Annotated in this window: 12 protein-coding genes; 5 read left to right on the top strand and 7 right to left on the bottom strand. The window is 66.1% G+C overall.

Going from position 1 to position 20,048, the window contains the following annotated elements; genetic code table 11:
• Window positions 1–30: 30 nt before the first annotated feature.
• The 7 genes from SPYCW_RS18525 to SPYCW_RS18495 form a co-directional block, all read right to left on the bottom strand.
• Window positions 31–750, bottom strand: coding sequence for a class I SAM-dependent methyltransferase (locus tag SPYCW_RS18525; RefSeq protein ID WP_120217989.1), 720 nt, complete (start codon window positions 748–750; stop codon window positions 31–33).
• Window positions 747–1,874, bottom strand: coding sequence for a peptide chain release factor 2 (gene prfB / locus SPYCW_RS18520; RefSeq protein WP_120217988.1), 1,128 nt, complete (start codon window positions 1,872–1,874; stop codon window positions 747–749). The genes SPYCW_RS18525 and prfB overlap by 4 nt, the downstream gene beginning before the upstream one ends.
• 72 nt (window positions 1,875–1,946) lie before the next feature.
• Window positions 1,947–4,463, bottom strand: coding sequence for a penicillin-binding protein 1A (locus SPYCW_RS18515; protein WP_120217987.1), 2,517 nt, complete (start codon window positions 4,461–4,463; stop codon window positions 1,947–1,949).
• A gap of 192 nt (window positions 4,464–4,655) precedes the next feature.
• Entirely contained in the window at window positions 4,656–5,288 is a 633-nt protein-coding gene (locus SPYCW_RS18510) for a TetR/AcrR family transcriptional regulator (RefSeq protein WP_120217986.1), read from the bottom strand.
• Complete coding sequence (locus tag SPYCW_RS18505; RefSeq protein WP_120217985.1) at window positions 5,285–6,433, bottom strand: DSD1 family PLP-dependent enzyme; 1,149 nt, start codon at window positions 6,431–6,433, stop codon at window positions 5,285–5,287. The genes SPYCW_RS18510 and SPYCW_RS18505 overlap by 4 nt, the downstream gene beginning before the upstream one ends.
• A complete protein-coding gene (locus SPYCW_RS18500; protein ID WP_120217984.1) occupies window positions 6,430–7,683 on the bottom strand; it encodes a D-arabinono-1,4-lactone oxidase in 1,254 nt (417 codons plus the stop codon). Before SPYCW_RS18500 ends, SPYCW_RS18505 begins: the two co-directional genes overlap by 4 nt.
• Before the next feature lie 278 nt (window positions 7,684–7,961).
• Window positions 7,962–9,224 (bottom strand): N-acetylmuramoyl-L-alanine amidase, encoded by a 1,263-nt coding sequence (locus tag SPYCW_RS18495; RefSeq protein WP_120217983.1) that lies wholly within the window; start codon window positions 9,222–9,224, stop codon window positions 7,962–7,964.
• A gap of 607 nt (window positions 9,225–9,831) precedes the next feature.
• Here SPYCW_RS18495 and SPYCW_RS18490 point away from each other — a divergent pair.
• The 5 genes from SPYCW_RS18490 (at window position 9,832) to SPYCW_RS18470 (ending at window position 20,045) form a co-directional block, all read left to right on the top strand.
• On the top strand, window positions 9,832–12,480 hold the full coding sequence (locus tag SPYCW_RS18490) for an Rne/Rng family ribonuclease (protein ID WP_172595553.1): 2,649 nt from the start codon (window positions 9,832–9,834) through the stop codon (window positions 12,478–12,480).
• 149 nt (window positions 12,481–12,629) lie between these two features.
• The gene (locus tag SPYCW_RS18485) at window positions 12,630–14,033 is read left to right on the top strand and encodes a M48 family metalloprotease (protein WP_120217982.1); all 1,404 of its coding nucleotides are present in this window, start codon (window positions 12,630–12,632) and stop codon (window positions 14,031–14,033) included.
• A gap of 55 nt (window positions 14,034–14,088) precedes the next feature.
• Window positions 14,089–15,693, top strand: a complete 1,605-nt coding sequence (locus SPYCW_RS18480; RefSeq protein ID WP_120217981.1) for a DsbA family protein — start codon at window positions 14,089–14,091, stop codon at window positions 15,691–15,693.
• 11 nt (window positions 15,694–15,704) lie between these two features.
• Window positions 15,705–17,519 (top strand): tetratricopeptide repeat-containing sulfotransferase family protein, encoded by a 1,815-nt coding sequence (locus SPYCW_RS18475; RefSeq protein ID WP_120217980.1) that lies wholly within the window; start codon window positions 15,705–15,707, stop codon window positions 17,517–17,519.
• Between the two features lie 141 nt (window positions 17,520–17,660).
• Window positions 17,661–20,045: a TonB-dependent receptor gene (locus tag SPYCW_RS18470; protein WP_120217979.1), complete on the top strand. Its 2,385-nt coding sequence runs from the start codon at window positions 17,661–17,663 to the stop codon at window positions 20,043–20,045.
• Window positions 20,046–20,048: the final 3 nt, after the last annotated feature.

Raw genomic sequence — 20,048 nt, 5'->3', positions numbered from 1 at the left:
CACGCCTTTGGCGCAGGGAGGATCAAGCGGTCACGGATTATCGCACACGGTAATCGCGTCCGGTTCAGGCCGTTTCCCTTCAGGTACGAAGCGCGCCAGATAGCCCCCGGCATGCTGCTTGTCGTCATAGGACACCAGCTTGTACCCGACCGCCTCGAACTCGCAGACGAGCAGGCGGAACGGCGTGCCATGGTCTGCGATCGGGCGGTCGCCGTCGACGACGATCACCTGCCCGCCCGCGCGCAATGCCGGGCGTAGCCGCCAGAGAAAGGCGTAGGGCTCGCCAATCTCATGATACATATGGACCATGAACACGCGGTCGAAGCTGGCGGCGGGCAGCCGCGGGTCGTCGACCGCGCCGAGTTTGAGCGAGACATTGTCGAGCCGTTCGCGCGCGACGCGGTCGGCAAGCCGTTCGATCACCTCGGGAATGATGTCCTGCGCCAGCACGCGCCCGCCCGCGCCGACGCGCTGCGCGAGGCGCACGGTATAATAGCCATCGCCCGCGCCGATGTCGGCCACGGTCATCCCGGGACGGACATCGGCCGAGTCCATGACATCCTCGGCTTCATTGACGCGGTCGCGCGCTTCCTCGGTCGACCATTTGGTCGATACCGTCGGCGCTACCGGGCGGTCGGCGGGCGGAAATTCGCGCGCGGTCATGGCGCGGTCGCCGCTATCGTCCCATGGCGCATCGCAGCCGCCGAGCAGCGGCAAGAGTGCAAGCAGGACGACAGCGCGGCGGATCAATCGATGTCCTCCACCTCGACCTTTTCGCCCGTGACCTTTTGCGACAGCGCCGCCGCCATGAACGGGTCGAGCGCCCCGTCGAGCACGTCGCCGGGCGCGGTCGAGGTGACCCCGGTGCGCAGATCCTTGACCAGCTGATAGGGCTGGAGGACATAGGAGCGGATCTGGTGGCCCCAGCCGATTTCGGTCTTCGCCTGATATTCGCCCGACGCCGCCGCCTCGCGCTTTTGCAGCTCGGCCTCGTACATCCGCGCTTTCAGCATCCCCATCGCGGTCGCGCGGTTCTTGTGCTGCGAGCGGTCGTTCTGGCTCGCAACGACGATGCCCGTCGGAATATGCGTGATGCGCACCGCCGAATCGGTGGTGTTGACGTGCTGGCCGCCCGCGCCCGAGGCGCGGTAGGTATCGATCTTGAGGTCACTCTCGTTGATCTCGATGTCGATATTGTCGTCGATCACCGGATAGACCCAGACGCTCGAAAAGCTGGTATGGCGCCGCGCCGAACTGTCGTAGGGCGAAATGCGGACGAGGCGGTGGACGCCGCTTTCGGTCTTCGCATAGCCATAGGCATTCTCGCCCTTGACCAGCATCGTCGCCGACTTGATCCCCGCCTGTTCGCCCGCCTGATATTCGACGAGCTCGACCTTCATCCGGCGCTTTTCGGCCCAGCGGCTGTACATGCGCTGGAGCATCTCGGCCCAGTCCTGGCTCTCGGTCCCGCCCGCGCCGGCATGGACTTCGATATAGCAGTCGTTGCCGTCGGCCTCGCCCGCAAGCAGCGCCTTGATCTTGTCCTCTTCAGCCCGTTCGGCAAGCGCGGCGAGCGACGCCACCGCCTCGTCGACCATCGCCTCGTCGCCTTCCATCTCGGCAAGCTCGATCAGCTCGGCGGTATCGGCGCATTCGGTCTCGATCGCGCGCGTCGCGGTGATTGCCTCGTCGAGCCGGCGGCGTTCGCGCATCACATCCTGCGCCGCCTTGGCATCGTTCCACAGCGTCGGGTCCTCGACCTTGGCATTGAGCTCGTCGAGCCGCCGCACCGCGCGGTCCCAGTCGAGAAAACGGCGTAGCAGCGCCAATGCGGCGCCAATCTTGTCGATATGATCCTGCGCTTCGGCGCGCATGTCCTTGCTCCTGAAATATGTTGGTTTCGCCCTTACGGCCTCAAAGGCCGAAGGGGAAGCGGGCCCGCAGCGTCAGATAATGCCGCCGCGATCGTCGAGGAAATCATTGTCGGTGCGTCCCGCCGGGCCTTGCCGTACCGGCGCGTCCTGCCGCCTGGGAGTCTTGACCGGCTTGATTTCTTCTTCGCGGATCGTCCGGCGCGGTTCGCTTTCGGGTTTGAACGCTTCCCAGATGATCGATGCCTTGGGGTCGGTGCCCGGCCAGCTGCCATAGACGCGGCGCCCCGACTGGCGATCGATGCGCACCATCCGCACGCCCTTGGGCGCGGCGAACGGAATCGGCTGGCGGTCGGCGAGCGCCGCAAGCGCAAAATCCTTGAAGATCGGCGCCGCATAACTGCCGCCCTGCGCATAGCCGCCCATGCTGCGCGGCTGGTCAAAGCCGATATACATGCCCGCGATCACATCGGGGGTGCCGCCGACGAACCACACGTCGTTCGGCCCCGTCGTCGTGCCGGTCTTGCCGAACAAGGGCACGTTGAGGTCGCGCAGCCGCACCGCGGTCCCGCGCTGGACAACACCCTCGAGCATGTGGACGACCTGGTAGGCGGTCATCGGGTCCATCAGCTGCTTGCCCGATTTGGCGAAGCGCGGCATCGGACGCCCGTCCCAATCCTTCTTGTTACAGCCTTCGCACGGCTTCCAATTGGCCGGGAAAATCACCTTGCCGCGGCGGTCCTGCGCATAGTCGATCACCCGCGGCTTGAGTTCGCGGCCATGGTTGGCGAGCATCGCATAGGCGTTGGTGATCTTTTCCACCGTCGTCGATCCGGCGCCGAGCGCGGTCGACAGATAGGGTTCGTGCTTGCCGATCCCCATCGTCTGGATCGTCTCGACGATCGGCTCCATGCCGATCTGGCTCGCGGCCTTGACGGTCATCAGGTTGCGCGACTGTTCCAGACCCCAGCGCATCGTATGTTCGCCGCTGCCGCCCGAGCCGCCGAAGTTGCGGAAGCATTTATTGCCGAAACGCGCGCCCTGATAGACGCAGAACGGCCCATCGACGATCATCGTCGCGGGGGTCATGCCATTGTCGAGCGCGGCGGCATAGACGAACGGCTTGATCGTCGAACCCGGCTGGCGTTCGGCCTGCGTCGCCCGGTTGAATGGCGACAGCTTGACGTCGAAACCGCCCTGCATCGCATAGATGCGGCCCGAATGCGGGCTTTCGACGATCATCCCGCCTGACACTTCGGGAATGTTGCGCAGCGCGTAGCTCGACCCGCCGGTCGACTTGACGACGATCAGGTCGCCGGGGCGCATCGCCGAAAAAGCGCTGCCGCCCGTTTTGCGATAGCCCATGGTCGCGGCGCTGGCGGGCAGCGTGCCGGTGTCGCCATTGGCAAAGCCGATCTGTGCCGCCGCCGCCGATTTCGACAGCACCGCCGCGACGCGCCAATTGTCGTAATCGATCCCGATAAAGCTCGATGCGAGGCGGCTCTGCCATTGATCGTCGGCCTCGATCCGGGCGATCGGCCCCGACCAGCCCTTGCCCGCATCATACCGCTGAAGCCCCTTGCGCAGCGCCATCGTGGCGCCTGCCTGCATCTTGCCGTCATAAGGCGTGCGGACCCAGAGACCGCCGGCATAGACGCTGAGCGGGCCGTCGTCGGCGGTTTCGCCGAACTGGGCGATCAGCTGGCGCCGCACCTCTTCCATATAATAGCCGCCGACCTGCGCGATCGCGGTGTTGCCGCTGTTGGTCAGGCCCAGCGGCATCGCGCGCGCGGCGTCGCGCTGCGCCGCGGTGATCCAGCCATTGTCCTCCATCGACCCCAGCACGAAATTGCGCCGCGCCAGCGCCTCGCGCTCAAAGCGGGTGCGCCCATATTTTTCGGGCGCCTTGGGCAGGATGGCAAGGAAGGCCATTTCGTGGAGCTGGAGCTGATCGACATCCTTGTCGAAATAGGCGCGGCTTGCCGCCTGCACCCCGAAGCTGCGGCGACCGAGCGGGATTTCGTTGAGGTACAGTTCGAGGATCTGTTCCTTGGTCAGCGCATCCTCGATCCGCATCGCGAGGATCGCCTCGCGCACCTTGCGGCGATAGCTGAGTTCGTTGGTGAGCAGCAGATTCTTCGCCACCTGCTGGGTGATCGTCGAAGCGCCGACCGGGCGACCGCTGTTGGTGAGGTTGGTGACGATCGCCGAAGCGATGCCCGGATAGTCGATGCCGCCGTGGCTGAAGAAGGTCTTGTCCTCGGCGGCCAGGAAGGAGCGCACCAAAAGCTGCGGATATTCGCTATATTCCAGCTGCACCCGCCGGTCGCGGGCATAGGCATGCACCGGCTTGCCTTCGCCGTCGCGGACCATCGTCGGCAGCGCCGGTTCATAGTCGCGCAGCTGGTCGACCGACGGCAGATCGCGCGCGAAGATCGCCCAGATCAGCGCGATCCCCAGCAAACCGGCGAGCGCCAGATAGCCAAGCCAGCGGAACCAGCGCCGCGTCCACATGTCGCGAAACCAGCCAATCACCGCGTTACTATCGCGGTGAAGACGCAAGCGGAAATGGGACGTGCTGTCGGCGACCATAGGGCCAAGCCTCTAAAGCGTGGATCGCCGAAAGGGAAGCATGCTTGCGGCGGAGTGGCAAAGCGGGTGCCGGTAGAGTGCGACGATCCCCTCCCGCAAGCGGGAGGGGCAGCGAAACTTGCGAACTTGTTCGCTAGTTGCAGCGGGGTGGGTGATGGCGATGCCGGGGGCTCGCGTTACTCGCGCCCACCCCTAACCCCTCCCGCAAGCGGGAGGGGAATTCGCCAAATCGAGCATGGCGAAGCGCAGCATCGCCGCGACATCGGCCATTACGGCGTCCTCCGAAACCTTGTCTTCTTCATACAGCATTTCGTCGGCGGCAAAGCCGAGCTCGACCGCCAGCCGGAGCCGCGACCACAGCCGCTGTCGGTCGGGGGCCGCCAGATGCGCAGCGCAGGCGTCGGCCAGCCGGTCGGTCACATGCCGGTGCGATTCGAGCCGGACATGGACGAGCCGCGGCGAGGCGTGGAGCGCGCGCAAGATCCACACCGCGCCCGGCTCGGCGCGCGTCACGGCGGCATTGTCCGCGAGCAGGTCGCCGATATGGTCAGCCATCGCCGCGATCCCGGCGGGCGCGTGCCGCGCCAGCCAGGTCTCCAGCACCGCGTTCTGCCGCTCCATCAAGCGGCGCCCGAGCGCCTCGAGCACCGCATATTTGTCGCTGAAATAGCGGTAGAGCGCGGGCGGCGTCAGCCCGGCGCGCGCGGCGATCATATTGGTCGAAATCCGTTCGATCCCGACCTCGGCCAGCAATTCGCCCGCGACGTCGAGCAGGCGGGCGCGGGTCAGGTGCGCACGATCCTGTCGCGGCGGGGCAGCGATCATCGCGCCCGGCCGCGCGCGCTGACCGGCCAGATGTCGGTCAGCGTATCGCCCGCGACGACATGGTAGCTGTCGTAGAGATTCACCGTGGGATCGCAGTGCGGCACGGTCAGGCTGACCGGATCGCCGGGGGCGAGCTCAGCACCGATGCCCGGCGCGATCAGCGCCGCATGCTCGTCGCCCATGAAGGCAAAGAAGGCGGTTTCGGGCGCGCCGCGCTGAACCACCGCGACGCCGCCGTCGGTCGAAAGCGATTTATACCCGGCATCGATGGTCACCAGCCCGTCATGGTTGGCGCTGACCACCCGGGCATCGACCGACAGCGAAACCGCGAATGGCGATTCGCCGCCCGCGCCGGTCAGGTCGCAGTCGAGATATTGTTTGTCCATAAACACATAGCTGCCCGCCTGGAGTTCGGTGAACACACCAAGTTCCAGGTCGATGCGGTGGGTTCCAGTCCCCGATCCGGTGACGATGGCCGGCGCAAAGCCCGCATCGGTCAAGGCCGCGATCACCGTCTGCAGATAGGCGGTGCGCTCGACGATCGCGGCGCGGCGGTCGGCATAGCTTTCGATATGCTGCTGCGACCCGCAATAAAATTGTACCCCGCGATAGGCGAGGTTCGGTGCGGCGGCGATGATCCGCGCCAGGGCGACGGCGGCATCGGCCGACGCGACGCCGGTGCGCGCGATGCCAGGGTCGATGTCGATGATCACGTCGAGCCGCGCGCCTGCCGCGGCGAGCGCGGCATCGATGCGCGTCGCGACGCCCGGATGGTCGACTACCGCCATCAGCCCTTCGGTGCGGCTCGCGAGCGCCGCGAGCCGGTCGATCGCGCGCGGCGCCGCAACCGGTGAGGTGATGAGGATGCCCGTCACCCCGCCGTCGCTCAAGGCCTCGGCCTCGCCGATCTTGGCGCAGCAGATGCCGACCGCCCCCGCACCGATCTGCCGCTTGGCGATTTCAACGCTCTTGTGGGTCTTGGCGTGGGGGCGCAAGGCAACACCCTTGTCTGCGGTCAGCGCCGCCATCGCCGCGATATTGCGGTCGAGCGCATCGGCATCGAGCACCAGCACCGGGGTGTTGAGGTCGGCGCGAGACCCTTGCTGGCCGATCAGATGCGCGTGGAGATCGCGGTCGGTTGTCATGCGAACAGGCTTTCCAGATGCGGGTTGAGGAATTTTCCGCCGGGGTCGGCGGCGCGGCGGACCGCGGCATAGCGCCCCGCCATCGGATAGAGCGCCGCGACATCGGCGCGGGTCAGCGTGTGGCGTTTGGCCCAATGGGGACGCCCGCCATGGCCGCGAAAGATCTTCTCGGCCTCGGCGAACAGGTTTCGCCACGGCATTTTGGCATATTGATGCATCGAGATCGCCGCGACCGGCCCCGCGTTCATCGGGCTCATCCAGATGTCGTCGGCGGCGACGGTGCGAAATTCGAACGGAAAGGTGACCGGCAGGCGCTTGCGGCGAATCCACCCGACGACTTCAAAGAGCGTGTCGAGCCCCGCCGCGCGCGGCATTTCATATTCCATTTCCTCGAAGCGGATCGTGCGGTCGGATGGAAAGACCAGGTGCGCGGGCCCGCGGCGGCGCCCCGAAATGCCGCTTTTCATCATCAGACGCTGGAGCGAGGGGGTCAGGAAGGGCAGCCGCGCCGCGATGTTCAGGATACGGCGAAAACTCGCCTCCTCCATATCGGTCGTCGTCGGCGGCGGGTCGCATGGATCGCACGGATCGAGCGTTTTCAGGATCACATCGTCGCTGTGCGGAAAGAACCAGAATTCGACGTGGCGGTGTTGCTGCGCCAGATCGTCGTAGCTTTCGCGGATTTCGGCCCAACGGCGCTTTTCGATCCGCTCCGACAGATGGAAGGCCGGGACGACCGCGACCTCGATCTCGGTCGCCACGCCGAACAGCCCGAGCGACAGCCGCTGTGCCTGAAAGAGGTCGGGATTGATGGTCGCATCGCACCAATGCGCCGCGCCATCGGCGCTGATCAGCCGGAAGCCGCGCGCAAAGGTGGCGAGCGATCCGAGTTCGACCCCGGTCCCGTGCGTCCCGGTCGCCATCGCCCCCGCGAGCGACTGCGGATTGACGTCGCCCTGGTTGGCGAGCGCCAGCCCTTCATCCCACAAGGCCGCGGTCAGGCGCCGGATGCTCCAGCCCGCCGGGATGCGCGCCGTCTGACGGTCGGCTGCGACCTGCAGCTCGCCCGCCATATCGTCCAGACTGACAATCAGTTCGCCCGATTCGCAAAGCGGCATGAAACTGTGCCCGGCCCCAGTGACGCGCAGCTTGTGCGCGCTGCGGATCAGCGCGGCGAGTTCGTCCTCGCTATGCGGACGGGCAATTTGCGCGGGTGCGGTGACGCTACCCGACCAGTTGCTCCAGCCCATAACTCTCTCCCGCCATCGGCGCGGAAGCTGGATTCGGGAGAAAAGTTAGTCAAGACTATATTTATCAGCCCGACGGCCGCTTGCGAACGGATAGCGGACATTTCTTCTCCCCTCCCGCAGGCGGGAGGGGTCGGGGGTGGGCAGCGACGGTGAGAAAGCCCACCCCGCTGCGACTAACGAACAAGTTCGTAAGTCTCGCTGCCCCTCCCGCAGGCGGGAGGGAAAATTAGTTCACGATGCGAACGTCCGCGCGCCGACCCAAACGCAACGTCCGGCCCTCAGCGCGCCGCGATCTGCCGCGCGAAATGGATCTGGACCGCATCGCGCACCCCGCGCGCGACCTTCTTCTGTCCCGCCGCCGACGCCAGAAACTCGGCGTCCTCCTTGTTCGAGATGAAGCCGGTTTCGAACAGCACCGACGGCGTGTCGGGCGCTTTCAGCACCACGAACGAGGCGAAGCGGTGCGCGTTGGTGCGAAATTTGATCGCTTCGCCCGCTTCGCGCTGAAGCAGGCGGGCGAAATCGGAGGCGACATTCATCGTCTCGCGCTGGGTCAGGTCGATCAGGATCGACGATACGTCGCCGCTGTGCGCGCCAAGATCGACGCCGTTGATGACATTCGCCTTGTTCTCGCGCGCCGCTAGCCGCGCGGCCTCGCGGTCGGAGGCGACTTCGGACAAGGTGTAGATCGACGCGCCATTGGCGGCCTGATTTTCGGCGGCATCGGCGTGGATCGAGATGAACAGATCGGCTTTCAGCCGCCGCGCAATACCAAAGCGTTCCTCGAGCACCAGATACCGGTCGTCGCCGCGCGTCAGCGCCACGCGAACGCGGCCCGACGCGAGCAGATCGTCACGGATCGCGCGCGCCAGCGCCAGCGTGATGTCCTTTTCGCGCTTGCCGCTGTGCGGGCTGATCGCGCCGGGATCATGCCCGCCATGACCGGCGTCGATCACCACCAGCGGCAGGCGGCTGTTATTCGGTCCCTCGATCCGCGGCAACGCCACGCTGGGCTTGGGTTTGCCGATCGGGACGCTGACGCTGTAGCGCTTTTCGGGCGGCTTGGCCCGAAATCCGGCCGGCGGTTGCAATTCGGTGCGTGGGCCGCGCGATACGCGTGCGAATTCGTCGGCGGACACCGGGCGGAGGTGAAAGGTCAGGCTGCGGCCGTCGGCAGCGAAGCGCGCGCCCGTCACCACCGCGGGACGCGCAAGGTCGAGCACGATGCGGGCGGTCCCGGCGTCCTTCTGGCCCTGTCGCACCGCGCGGACCAGCCCCGCGCCTTGCGTCGAACGACCTGGCTGCGCGCCCGCGATGTCGAGCGCGATGCGGTCGGGACCGGCCAGCAGAAAGGTCGAGGCACCCGCCACCAGATCATCGAAGCGCAGCGTCACGTCCGAATCGCCGATTTCGACCGCACCGACCGACCCCGCCAGCGCCGCTGCCGGGTTCATCATCATCGCGATCAGGACGAACAGCAGGCTCATGACGCTTTTATGCCGCCGCCCGCGCGCGCTGGTCCAGTGCTTATTCGAAAACATGTGGCCCCCAGCCATGGAATGTCGTGAACCCGGCATTAGCCATTGGGGGTCAAACCCCCGTCAACCGGCAGGGTTAACCAGCAATTCAGCATATGTTGGGCCTCCGCGGGACTTGCACGCGCGCGCCGGCGTCCCATCTTTCTGCCCGGCCGCTGTTGCCGTCGGCCCGTGCCGATGCTAGCACAGCGCCACTGACGGTGTCGTTCCCGGTGCCGTCCGGCCTTTTGAGGGGAAGGCCTGCTCCGCAAAAACTGCGGAACATGGCCGCCTTGGCGCCGGATATGCGGGGATCGGCGACCTGCCGTCAGTCCACCCGGTTGACCGGACAGTCGGGGCGATCGCCACACGCACGCCCTGCCCGCCCGCTCAACACCGTAAACAGGTTGATGCCGCATGAGGCTTGCCATGCCCTCTTTCTATCCCGACGCGGGCCTTTGCGCCCCGGTCGTCGCCGGATGGAACGACTGCATGCGCGTCCACGATCGGACGCAGGCCACGCGCAGCAATAACGTCTTTTGTCTTTCCACCCTTTTCCGCCGCGACCGTCCCTCGAGGAGGGCCGCGGGAATTTTTGATGGCGCGCCGAGGCGCGCTTGGAGTGTAACTAATGACCACGCGCATGTTGATCGACGCGCGGCACCGGGAAGAAACCCGGGTCGCCGTCACCAAGGGAAACCGCATCGAGGAGTTTGATTTCGAGTCCGCCGAGCACAAGCAGCTCAAGGGCAATATCTATCTGGCCAAGGTAACCCGTGTCGAACCGTCGCTGCAGGCGGCGTTCGTCGAATATGGCGGCAATCGCCACGGCTTCCTTGCCTTCAGCGAAATCCACCCCGATTATTACCAGATTCCGAAGGAAGACCGCGACGCGCTGCTGCGCGAAGAGGCCGAACATGCCGCCGCCGCCGCGCAGCGCGCCGAGGACGACCTCGATGAGCTGGAAGGCGATGTTGCCGACGTCGAATATCATGACGACGAAAATGGCGACGCCCCCGCGCCGGAAACCATCGGCGAAGGGGCCGATGACGATAGCGACGACGGCGCGGAAAATGGCGACGGCGAAGAGGGCGACGAAGGCGGCGATGCCGCAGACGACACCGAGGGCAAGGATGGCCGCGGCGACCGCAAGCGCCGTGGGCGCGACGGGCGCAAGGGCGGTCGCGGCCGCGGGCGTGGCCGCCGCAACGACGACGAGGAAGGCGAAAGCCGGATGTCGCTGCGCCGCCGCTACAAGATCCAGGACGTCATCCGTCGCCGTCAGGTGATGCTGGTGCAGGTCGTCAAGGAAGAACGCGGCAACAAGGGCGCCGCGCTCACCACCTATTTGTCGCTCGCCGGCCGCTATTGCGTGCTGATGCCGAACACGATGCACGGCGGCGGGATCAGCCGCAAGATTTCGAACGGCGCCGATCGCCGCAAGCTGAAGGCGATGATCGACGAGCTCAACCTGCCGCCGACGATGGGCTGCATCGTCCGCACCGCCGGGATGAGCCGCACCAAGGTCGAGATCAAGCGCGACTTTGATTATCTCGCCCGCCTGTGGGACGAAATTCGCGAAAAGACGCTGGCATCGAGCGCGCCCGCGCTGGTCCATTCGGACAGCGACCTCGTCAAGCGCGCGATCCGCGACATCTATCACAAGGACATCGAGGAAGTGCTCGTCGAAGGCGACGAGGGCTATAAGGCCGCCAAGCAGTTCATGAAGCTGCTGATGCCGAGCCACGCCCGGCGCGTGAAACAATATGCCGATCCGGTGTCGCTCTATCAGCGTTACGGCGTCGAGGATCAGCTCGCGGGGATGCTCAATCCCGTCGTGCAGCTGAAATCCGGCGGTTACCTGGTGATCAACCCGACCGAGGCGCTGGTGTCGATCGACATCAACTCGGGCCGGTCGACGCGCGAGCATAATATCGAGCAGACCGCGCTCAACACCAACCTCGAAGCCGCGCATGAAATCGCACGCCAGCTGCGCCTGCGCGACATGGCCGGGCTCGTCGTGATCGACTTCATCGACATGGATCATGGCTCGAACGTCCGCAAGGTCGAGCGCGCGATGAAGGACGCGCTGAAAAACGATCGCGCGCGCATCCAGGTCGGGCGTATTTCGGGTTTCGGCCTGATGGAAATGAGCCGCCAGCGACTGCGCACCGGCGTGCTCGAAGCATCGACGCGCCCCTGCCCGCATTGCGAAGGCACCGGCCTCGTTCGCACCGCCTCGTCGGCGGGCCTCAGCGCGCTGCGCCTGATCGAAGAGGAGGCCGCGCGCGGCAAGGGCAGCCGCATCACCCTGCGCGCCAGCCAGGAAGCGACCTTCTACCTGCTCAACGAAAAGCGCCGCGAACTGCGCGACATCGAAGAACTTTACGGCGTCACCGTCGAAATCCTGCCCGACGGCGAGACCGAGGGCGCGCGGATGGCGGTCGAGGTCAGCGGCCCGCCGCCGGTCGCCCGCCGCAGCTTTGCCCCGATCGCGCCGATCGAGGATGACGACGACGACATCCCCGAGGACGAGGATGACGAAGCCGAGGACGAGGCCGCGGACGAACGCCCCGCGCGCTCGCGCGATCGCAAGGAAGGCGAAGGCGACGGTGAAGGCCGCAAGCGTCGCCGTCGGCGTCGCCGTGGCCGCCGCGGTCGCCGCGACGAGGAAGGCAATGAAATTGCCGACGGCAGCGACGACGGCGAAGCCCGTGATGGCGACGCCGAGGGCGAGGACAATGGTGAAGCCGAGAGCGAGAGCGACGCGGCACCCGCAGAGGCGACCGCCGAAACCGACGCCGACACGGCCGACGCCAAGCCGCGCCGCCGCCGGGGCGGACGCGGACGCAAAAAGGCCGACGCGGTCGATGCCACCGACGAAGCGGCAGTTGCGGACGAACCCGCTGCGCCGGTCGAAGCCGAGGTAACCGAACCGGTCGCCGAGGAAGCGCCGGCAGCCGAGGAAAAGCCGAAGCGCAAGCGCGCACCGCGCAAGACCAAGGCCGCCGCAGCCGCGGAGGCCGCCGAGGCTGCCGAAGCGGCGCCCGAAGCGGTTGAACCGGAGCCTGTCGCCGAAACCGAAACCGAAGCCGAACCCGCCAAGCCCGCGCCGAAGAAGCGCGCCAGCCGCGCGAAAAAGGCGGTCGCCGCCGAAGCGGCGCCCGAGGCCGCGGCAACGCGCGAGGCTGAACCGGTCGCGGCCGATGCCGAAGACAATGGTGTCGGCCCCGACGGCGAACCGCGCCGCGGCTGGTGGCAGCGCACCTTCGGCAACTGATTGCGCCAACGCATCTCGTGAGATCGTCATCCCGGTACCGGCAGGGATGACGATTAAACGCCATGCAGCTTGCATCTCGCGCGCTGCCCCCCAATAGTCATCGCATGGCTTCAGTTGCGGTTCAGGCGTACAACGCAAGACAGTCGGCGATGACAGTCCCCCCGCCGCGAACCGCGCTGCGGGCGCATCGATCGCGCCCGCTTTTCCGCATCCTCCTGACCCTGCTCGCCATGCTGGCGGTCGCGATGCGCCCGGCGATGGCGCAGTCGATCCTGCGCGACGCCGAAACCGAGGCGCTGTTTCAGGACATGATGGACCCGCTGCTCGTCGCGGCAGGGCTGCAACCGGGGCAGGTGCGCGTCCACCTGCTCGGCGATCGCAGCATCAATGCCTTCGTTGCGGGCAGCCAGGATGTCTATGTCTTTGCGGGTCTGATCGAGGCCGCCGACACCGCCGAAGAGGTGCAGGGCGTGCTCGCGCACGAGCTCGGCCATGTCATCGGCGGCCATGCGATTCGCGTCAACGAAGGCGCGAAGGCGGCAACCGGGATTTCGCTGCTCAGCCTGCTGCTCGGCGCCGCGGCGATCGCGGCGGGCGCGGGCGAGGCCGGCATGGGGGTGATGATGGCGGGGCAGCAGGCCGCGCTCGGCAAGTTCCTGGCGTTCAGCCGCGTCCAGGAATCGACCGCTGACGCTGCCGGCGCGCAATATCTATCCAAGGCAGGGATCAGCGGGCGCGGCAGCCTGGCATTCTTCAAGAAATTGCAGAACCTGGAATTTCGCTATGCGGTCAAGCAGGACGACGATCAGGCCTATGGCCGCACCCACCCGATGTCGGGCGACCGCATCCAGACGCTGCGCGAGGTCTATGTCATCGATCCGGCGTGGGCGAAGCCCGCCGACCCGGTGATCGAAAAACGATTCCAGCGCATCAAGGCCAAGCTGTCGGGCTATATGACCGATCCCGACCGGACGCTGCGCAAATTCCCCGAAACAAATACGACCATTCCGGCACGCTACGCCCGCGCCTATGCCTGGCACCGCAGCGCCTATCCGCAAAAGGCGCTGTCAGAGGTCGACGCATTGCTCAAGACCGATCCGAACGACCCCTATTTCCTCGAACTCGAAGGGCAGGTGCTGCTCGAATCCGGGCGTCCGAAGGAGGCCATTCCGGCGCTGCGCAAGGCAGTGACGCTGTCGCGGTCGCAGCCGCTGATCAGCGCCACGCTGGGACATGCGTTGATCGCGACCGAAGACCCGGCCAATTTTGCCGAGGCCGAACAGGTGCTGAAAACTGCGGTCGCGCTCGACAACCAGAACCCCTTTGCCTGGTATCAGCTGGGGATTGTTTACGCGAACAAGGGCGATCAGGCGCGCGCCGCGCTCGCCTCGGCGGAACGCTATACGTTGCAGGGTGGACAGGCGTCGCTGGCGCTGCGTAATGCCGAAATGGCGATGCAGGGTTTGGCGCAGAATACGCCCGACTGGATCCGTGCACAGGATATTGCGCTGGTTGCGCGCGCCGAGGTGGAACAAGAGCGCAAACGACGCTAGATTCGCCAGCAATTTGCGGGGACGCATCGCCAAAATCGATGCATAAGGGCAACAAGTGACTGACAATAAAGACGAATATTACCAGCCGTGGCTGCGCGATGCGGAGCCGACCCCGACGGCCGCGCCGCGGCCGCCGGTCGGCACAGACGACGGGCTGGCGAAGCCGCGCGACATCCCGCCGGTCGGCATCGACCTTTCGCGCTACGCCGCCGACGCACCCGCCCCGCGCAAACCCGTCGTTACCTCGGCCCAGGTCAAGGCCGGTGCCGCAGGTGTCTGGCAGGCGCTGCGCGACGGTGCCGACGCCTTTGCCGACTGGACGATCCGCGTCGGCGACCGCGCCGACATTCCGGCGCGCGTCGAAGCGATGGAGATTCCCCGGCGCACGCGCGACCTCACCGCCAGGACCGGCGCGCTGACGGCCAGGGCGGCGCGCGCGATCGGGCGCGGGTCGGCGCAGGCGGGCCGCGCCACCGCGCGGGCCAGCGGCGCAGCGTGGGACAAGTTGGCGCTCGGCGACAAGGCCCGGAAGCTGTCGAGCGACGCGGGCCGCGGGCTCGGCGAGGTCGCGGACCGGACGAAGGCCGGCGTCGGCCAGATCGCCAAGGCGGGAAGCGAAAGCATCCGGGGCAGCATCGGCGAAGCCGCGACAAAGCTGCGCCCGAGCCCGCGCGAAGAGCTGACGCCGCCGCCCTCGGGCCTGGAGCAATTGCTCGCCCGCGAGGAAGCCGCGGCGCGCGCCAAAGACCAGTCGGCACCCGACCTGCCGCTGTTCGCGGGCGAAGCGGCACGCGCGCCCGTATCGGTGGCGACGGCGATGGCCGAAGGCGACGATCGATCGCCAATGGTCGCGCCGCCAGCAAGGAAGCCGACGGCGACCAGGCCGATGGCCGCGCCGCGCTTGCCACAAATCGGGGGGATGGGGATGGACGGCGGATCGACACGGATCTGGGGCATCGCGCTTGGCGGGCTGTTACTGCTTGCCGCCACATTCTGGCTCGGCGGCCGCTTCGGCGGCGGGATGAGCAAGAGCGAGGTCGAGGGCGTAGTCGCCGATTACATCAAGGCGAACCCGCAGATCATTCCCGAGGCATTGGAAGCACAGCGCAACAGCGAAATCGCCAAGGCGATCGACGCCGTCCGTCCGGCGCTGGAAAAACCCTATGCCGGGGCGTGGGCGGGCAATGCCGACGGCGATGTGACGCTGGTCGTGTTCACCGATTATGCCTGCGGTTTCTGCCGTGCGAGCGTGCCCGACGTCGACCGGCTGATCCGCGAAGACAAAAGGCTGAAAGTCGTGTTCCGCGAACTGCCGATCATCGCGCCGCAGAGCCGCGATGCCGCGATCATGGCGCTCGCCGCGGCGCGCCAGGGCAAATATGACGCGTTCCACCACGCGATGTTTGCGGCGAGCTCGCTCGACAAGTCCGCGATTGCCGCCGCCGCCGCCAAGGTCGGGGTCGTTACCGACGGCACCGCCGACGCGACCGCGAACGAGGCTTTGTTCCAGCGCGAGATCGACAGCAACCTCGCGATCGCCACCCAGCTGCAACTGAACGCCACCCCGACGTGGATCGTCGGCGACCAGCTGTTTCAGGGGCAGATCGGTTACGACGCATTGAAACAGGCGGTCGCCAAGGCCCGCGCGGCCCAGAGCTGACGACGACGGGCATGGCGACGGTCACCCATGATGCCGCGATCGCCAATGCGCGCCGTCTGCTGGTCGCCGAACCCGCAAGCGCGCTGGCGCAGGCGCAGGCGATCATCGAGGCGGTGCCGACATCCGCGGCCGCGCACCGGCTGGCCGCCCAGGCACTGCGCGCGCTGAACCGCGTCAGCGAAGCCCAAGCCGCGTCGCTTGCGGCGGTCGGCGCCACAATCCACGATGAAGCGATGGTCGATGCGGCGCTGGCGCTTGCCGACAACCGCCTGCCCGATGCCGAGGCGGCGCTCCGCCAGCGGCTGCGCGAGGATGCGACCGATGTCGCCGCAATCCGGATGCTGGCCGAGGTCGCGGGGCGGATCGGGCGCTATGGCGATGCCGAAAAATTGCTCAACCGGGCGCTGGAGCTGGCTCCCGGTTTCGGCGCCGCCCGCGCCAATCTCGCCACCGTCTATTACAAGCAGAACCGTTATGCCGAGGCCGCCGAGACGCTCGATGCGGTGCTGGGCGAGGATCCCGACAATCCGGCACACGTCAATCTGAAGGCCGCGGCGCTGGGCCGGATCGGCGGCTATGACGAAGCGATCGCACTTTACGAACAACTGACCCGGCGCTTTCCGGATCATGCCAAGCTGTGGATGAGCTATGGCCATATGCTCAAGACCGTCGGGCGGCAGGACGACAGCATCGCCGCCTATCGCCACGCACTGGCGATCGATCCGGGGCTGGGCGAGCTCTGGTGGAGCCTCGCCAATCTCAAGACGATCCGCTTCGGCGCCGATGATCGGACCGCGATGGAGGTGGCGCTCGCCGCGATCGATACGCGCGACGCCGGGCGCGACGACGACCGGCTGCACCTGCACTTCGCGCTCGGCAAAGCCTATGACGACGCGGGCGAGGCGGACCCCGCTTTTCGCCACTATGCCGCGGGCAATGCGATCCGCGCCGCCCAGCTGGGCTATGACGCCGCCGACACCAGCGCGATCGTCGATGCCGCGATCGCGACCTGCACCGCCGATTTTTTCGCCGCCCGCGCCGATATGGGCGATCCCGCGCCCGACCCGATCTTCATCCTTGGCATGCCGCGCGCCGGATCGACGCTGATCGAGCAGATATTGGCCAGCCATTCGGCGATCGAGGGCACGATGGAGCTGCCCGACATTCCCGCACTGGCGCTGGGGCTGGGGCGCGAGACGCAGGGCGAAGGGCGGCATTGGGTTGCCGCGCTCGCCGACGCGCCGCCCGAGCGGCTGGCCGAAATGGGCGCGGCCTTCCTTCGCCGCACCGCGGTGCAGCGCAAGACCGGCAAGCCCTTCTATATCGACAAATTGCCGAACAACTGGCGCTATGTCCCGCTGATCCGCCTGATCCTGCCGCGTGCAAAGATCATCGATGCGCGGCGGCACCCGCTCGACTGTTGCTGGTCCAATTTCCGCCAGCATTATGCCAAGGGACAGGCGTTCAGTTACGGCCTCGCCGACATGGGCGCCTATTACCGCGATTATGTCCGGCTGATGGCGCATATCGACGCCGTTCAGCCGGGCTGTGTCCACCGGGTGATCCACGAAGCGTTGCTCGACGACCCGGAGGCCGAAGTCCGCGCGATGCTGGGCTATCTCGGCCTGCCGTTCGAAGACGCCTGCATGGCGTTCCACGCCAATGCGCGCGCGGTCCGCACCGCATCGAGCGAGCAGGTTCGCCGCCCGATCAATCGCGACGGGGTCGATCAGTGGCGCCCCTATGACGGCTGGCTCGCCCCGCTAAAGGCCGCCCTCGGGCCGGTCCTCGGCGCCTACCCCGCACCGCCGCTCGGCTTCGACTGAGCGCGCGAGCAAATTCGTTGCCTTTTGGCAACAGCAGGCGACATTTTCGACCAACGACGTACCGGGTCAGCGAACAAGGCTTGCGCTCTTGCTGCGCTGCGTCATGTTCGCGTCATACAGCTGTCATTTGAGGGGGGTCTCATGGTCAAGTTCTCAGCCGGTCTGGTACGGAGCAGCGCGCTGCTGCTCACCGGGACCATCCTGTGCACGTCGGGCGCGGCGCTGGCGCAGGAAGCGGCAATAGACGACGATCGCGACATTGTCGTCACCGCGTCGAAACGCGAGCAGAATCTGCAGGATGTGCCGCTGGCGATCACCGCGATCGGCACCGAGCGGCTCGACGAGCTGCAGGTCAAGGAATTCCAGGATGTCGTCAAATTCCTGCCGTCGGTGACCATCCAAACCGCGGGTCCGGGTTTTGCGCAGGTCTATTTCCGCGGCGTCGCCTCGGGCGAGAACGCCAACCACTCGGCCTCGCTGCCGACGGTCGGCACCTATCTCGACGAAATGCCGATCACCACGATCCAGGGCGCGCTCGACATCCACGCCTATGACCTGGCGCGTGTCGAGGCGCTCGCCGGGCCACAGGGCACGCTCTATGGCGCCAGTTCGATGGCGGGCACGATCCGCCTGATCACCAACCAGCCCGATACCAGCGGCACCTATGGCTCGATGGGCCTTGAGCTCAACACGGTGTCCAAGGGCGGTATCGGCGGGGTCGCCGAAGGCTTCGTCAACGCCGCGCTCAGCGAAAAGGCGGCGCTGCGCCTTGTCGGCTGGTACCGCCATGACGCGGGCTATATCGACAATATCGCGGGCAGCCGCACCTATGCGACGAGCGGTATCACCCAGTCGAACGCCAATCTGGTGGAAAAAGACTATAACGACGTCGATACCTATGGCGCGCGTCTGGCGCTGGGCATCGAACTCGACGACGACTGGACGATCCGCCCGAACCTGATGGGCCAGATCCAGAAGGCGAACGGCAGCTTTGCGCAGGAACGGTCGAGCGCGGTCACCGGCAAGCTGCAGACGGTGCAATATAACCCCGAGCGCGGCGACGACAAATGGATCCAGGCCGCGATGACGATCGAGGGCAAGATCGGCAGCTGGGACCTCACCGTCACCGGCGGGCATATGCGCCGCAAGACCGAGACCGAAAGCGACTATTCGGACTACGCCTATTTCTATGACGCGCTCTATGGTTATGGCGCCTATTTCACCGACAATAACGGCGATCCGGTCAACCCGAACCAATATATTCAGGGCATCGACCGCTATAGGCGCAGCTTCGCCGAAATCCGCGTCGCCTCGCCCGCCGATGCGCGCATCCGCTTTATCGGCGGCTTGTTCTGGCAGCGCCAGTCGCACAATATCGAGCAGAATTACATCATCGACAACATTGGCGACGCGATCACCGTCACCGGCACCGACAGCAATATCTGGCTGACCAAACAGCTGCGCATCGACCGCGACTATGCCGCGTTCGGCGAGATCAGCTTCGACATCACCGACCAGTTGACGCTGACCGGCGGCGGCCGCGTCTATAAGTTCGATAACAGCCTCGTCGGCTTTTTCGGCTATTCGGCAGGGTACAGCAGCCGCACGGGCGAAGCGGCGTGCTTTGCCCCGACGATCATCACGGGTTCGCCCTGCACCAACCTCGACAAGAGCACGAGCGACACCGACTTCATCCACAAGCTGAGCCTGAACTACAAGGTCAACGACGACGTGATGCTGTACGGCACCTGGTCGCGCGGTTTCCGCCCGGGCGGGATCAATCGCCGCGGGACGCTCGATCCCTACGGGCCTGACACGCTCGACAATTATGAATTCGGTTGGAAAACGTCGTTCGGCCCGGTCCGTTTCAACGGCGCCGTGTATCAGGAGGATTGGAACAACATCCAGCTGTCGTTCCTGGGCGCCAACGGCCTCACCGAAATCCGCAACGCCGGCATCGCCCGGATCCGCGGTATCGAAGCCGACCTCAACTATCGTGCCGGCGGCTTTACGCTGAACCTCGGCGCCAGTTACAACGACGCGACGATCCGCCGCGATTTTTGCCGCATCGCCAATGCGACGTTCGATTGCACGATCAACCCGCCGGGTCAGACCAACGCGCTGCTCGCCCCGGCCGGTTCGCGCCTGCCCGTTACCGCCAAATTCAAGGGTAATGCCATCGCGCGGTACGAATTCCCGATCGGCGGCATGGACGGGCATTTCCAGTTCGCGGTCAACCATATCGGCAAACGCCGGTCCGACCTGCGTCCGTTCGAAAACGACATCGTCGGCAATTTCAAGGCCTATACCACCGCCGACATCAGCTTTGGCGTCAAGGGCGAAGGCTGGGATGCCGAGCTGTTCGCGACCAACTTGTTCAACAGCAATGGCGTGATCAACAGCGCGGTCCAGTGCGGCGAGTCGATCTGCGGCGACCCCGGCGGGGTCAGCAGCACCGGCGGCGTCTTTTACGACAATATCGTGCGTCCGCGCCTGATCGGGATCAAGGTCAGCAAGGATTTCTGACCG

Source organism: Sphingopyxis sp. EG6 (genome assembly GCF_003609815.1).
GTDB lineage: Bacteria > Pseudomonadota > Alphaproteobacteria > Sphingomonadales > Sphingomonadaceae > Sphingopyxis.
Note: the sequence above shows the minus strand (reverse complement) of the source record. Positions and strands in the feature narration are given on the sequence as shown.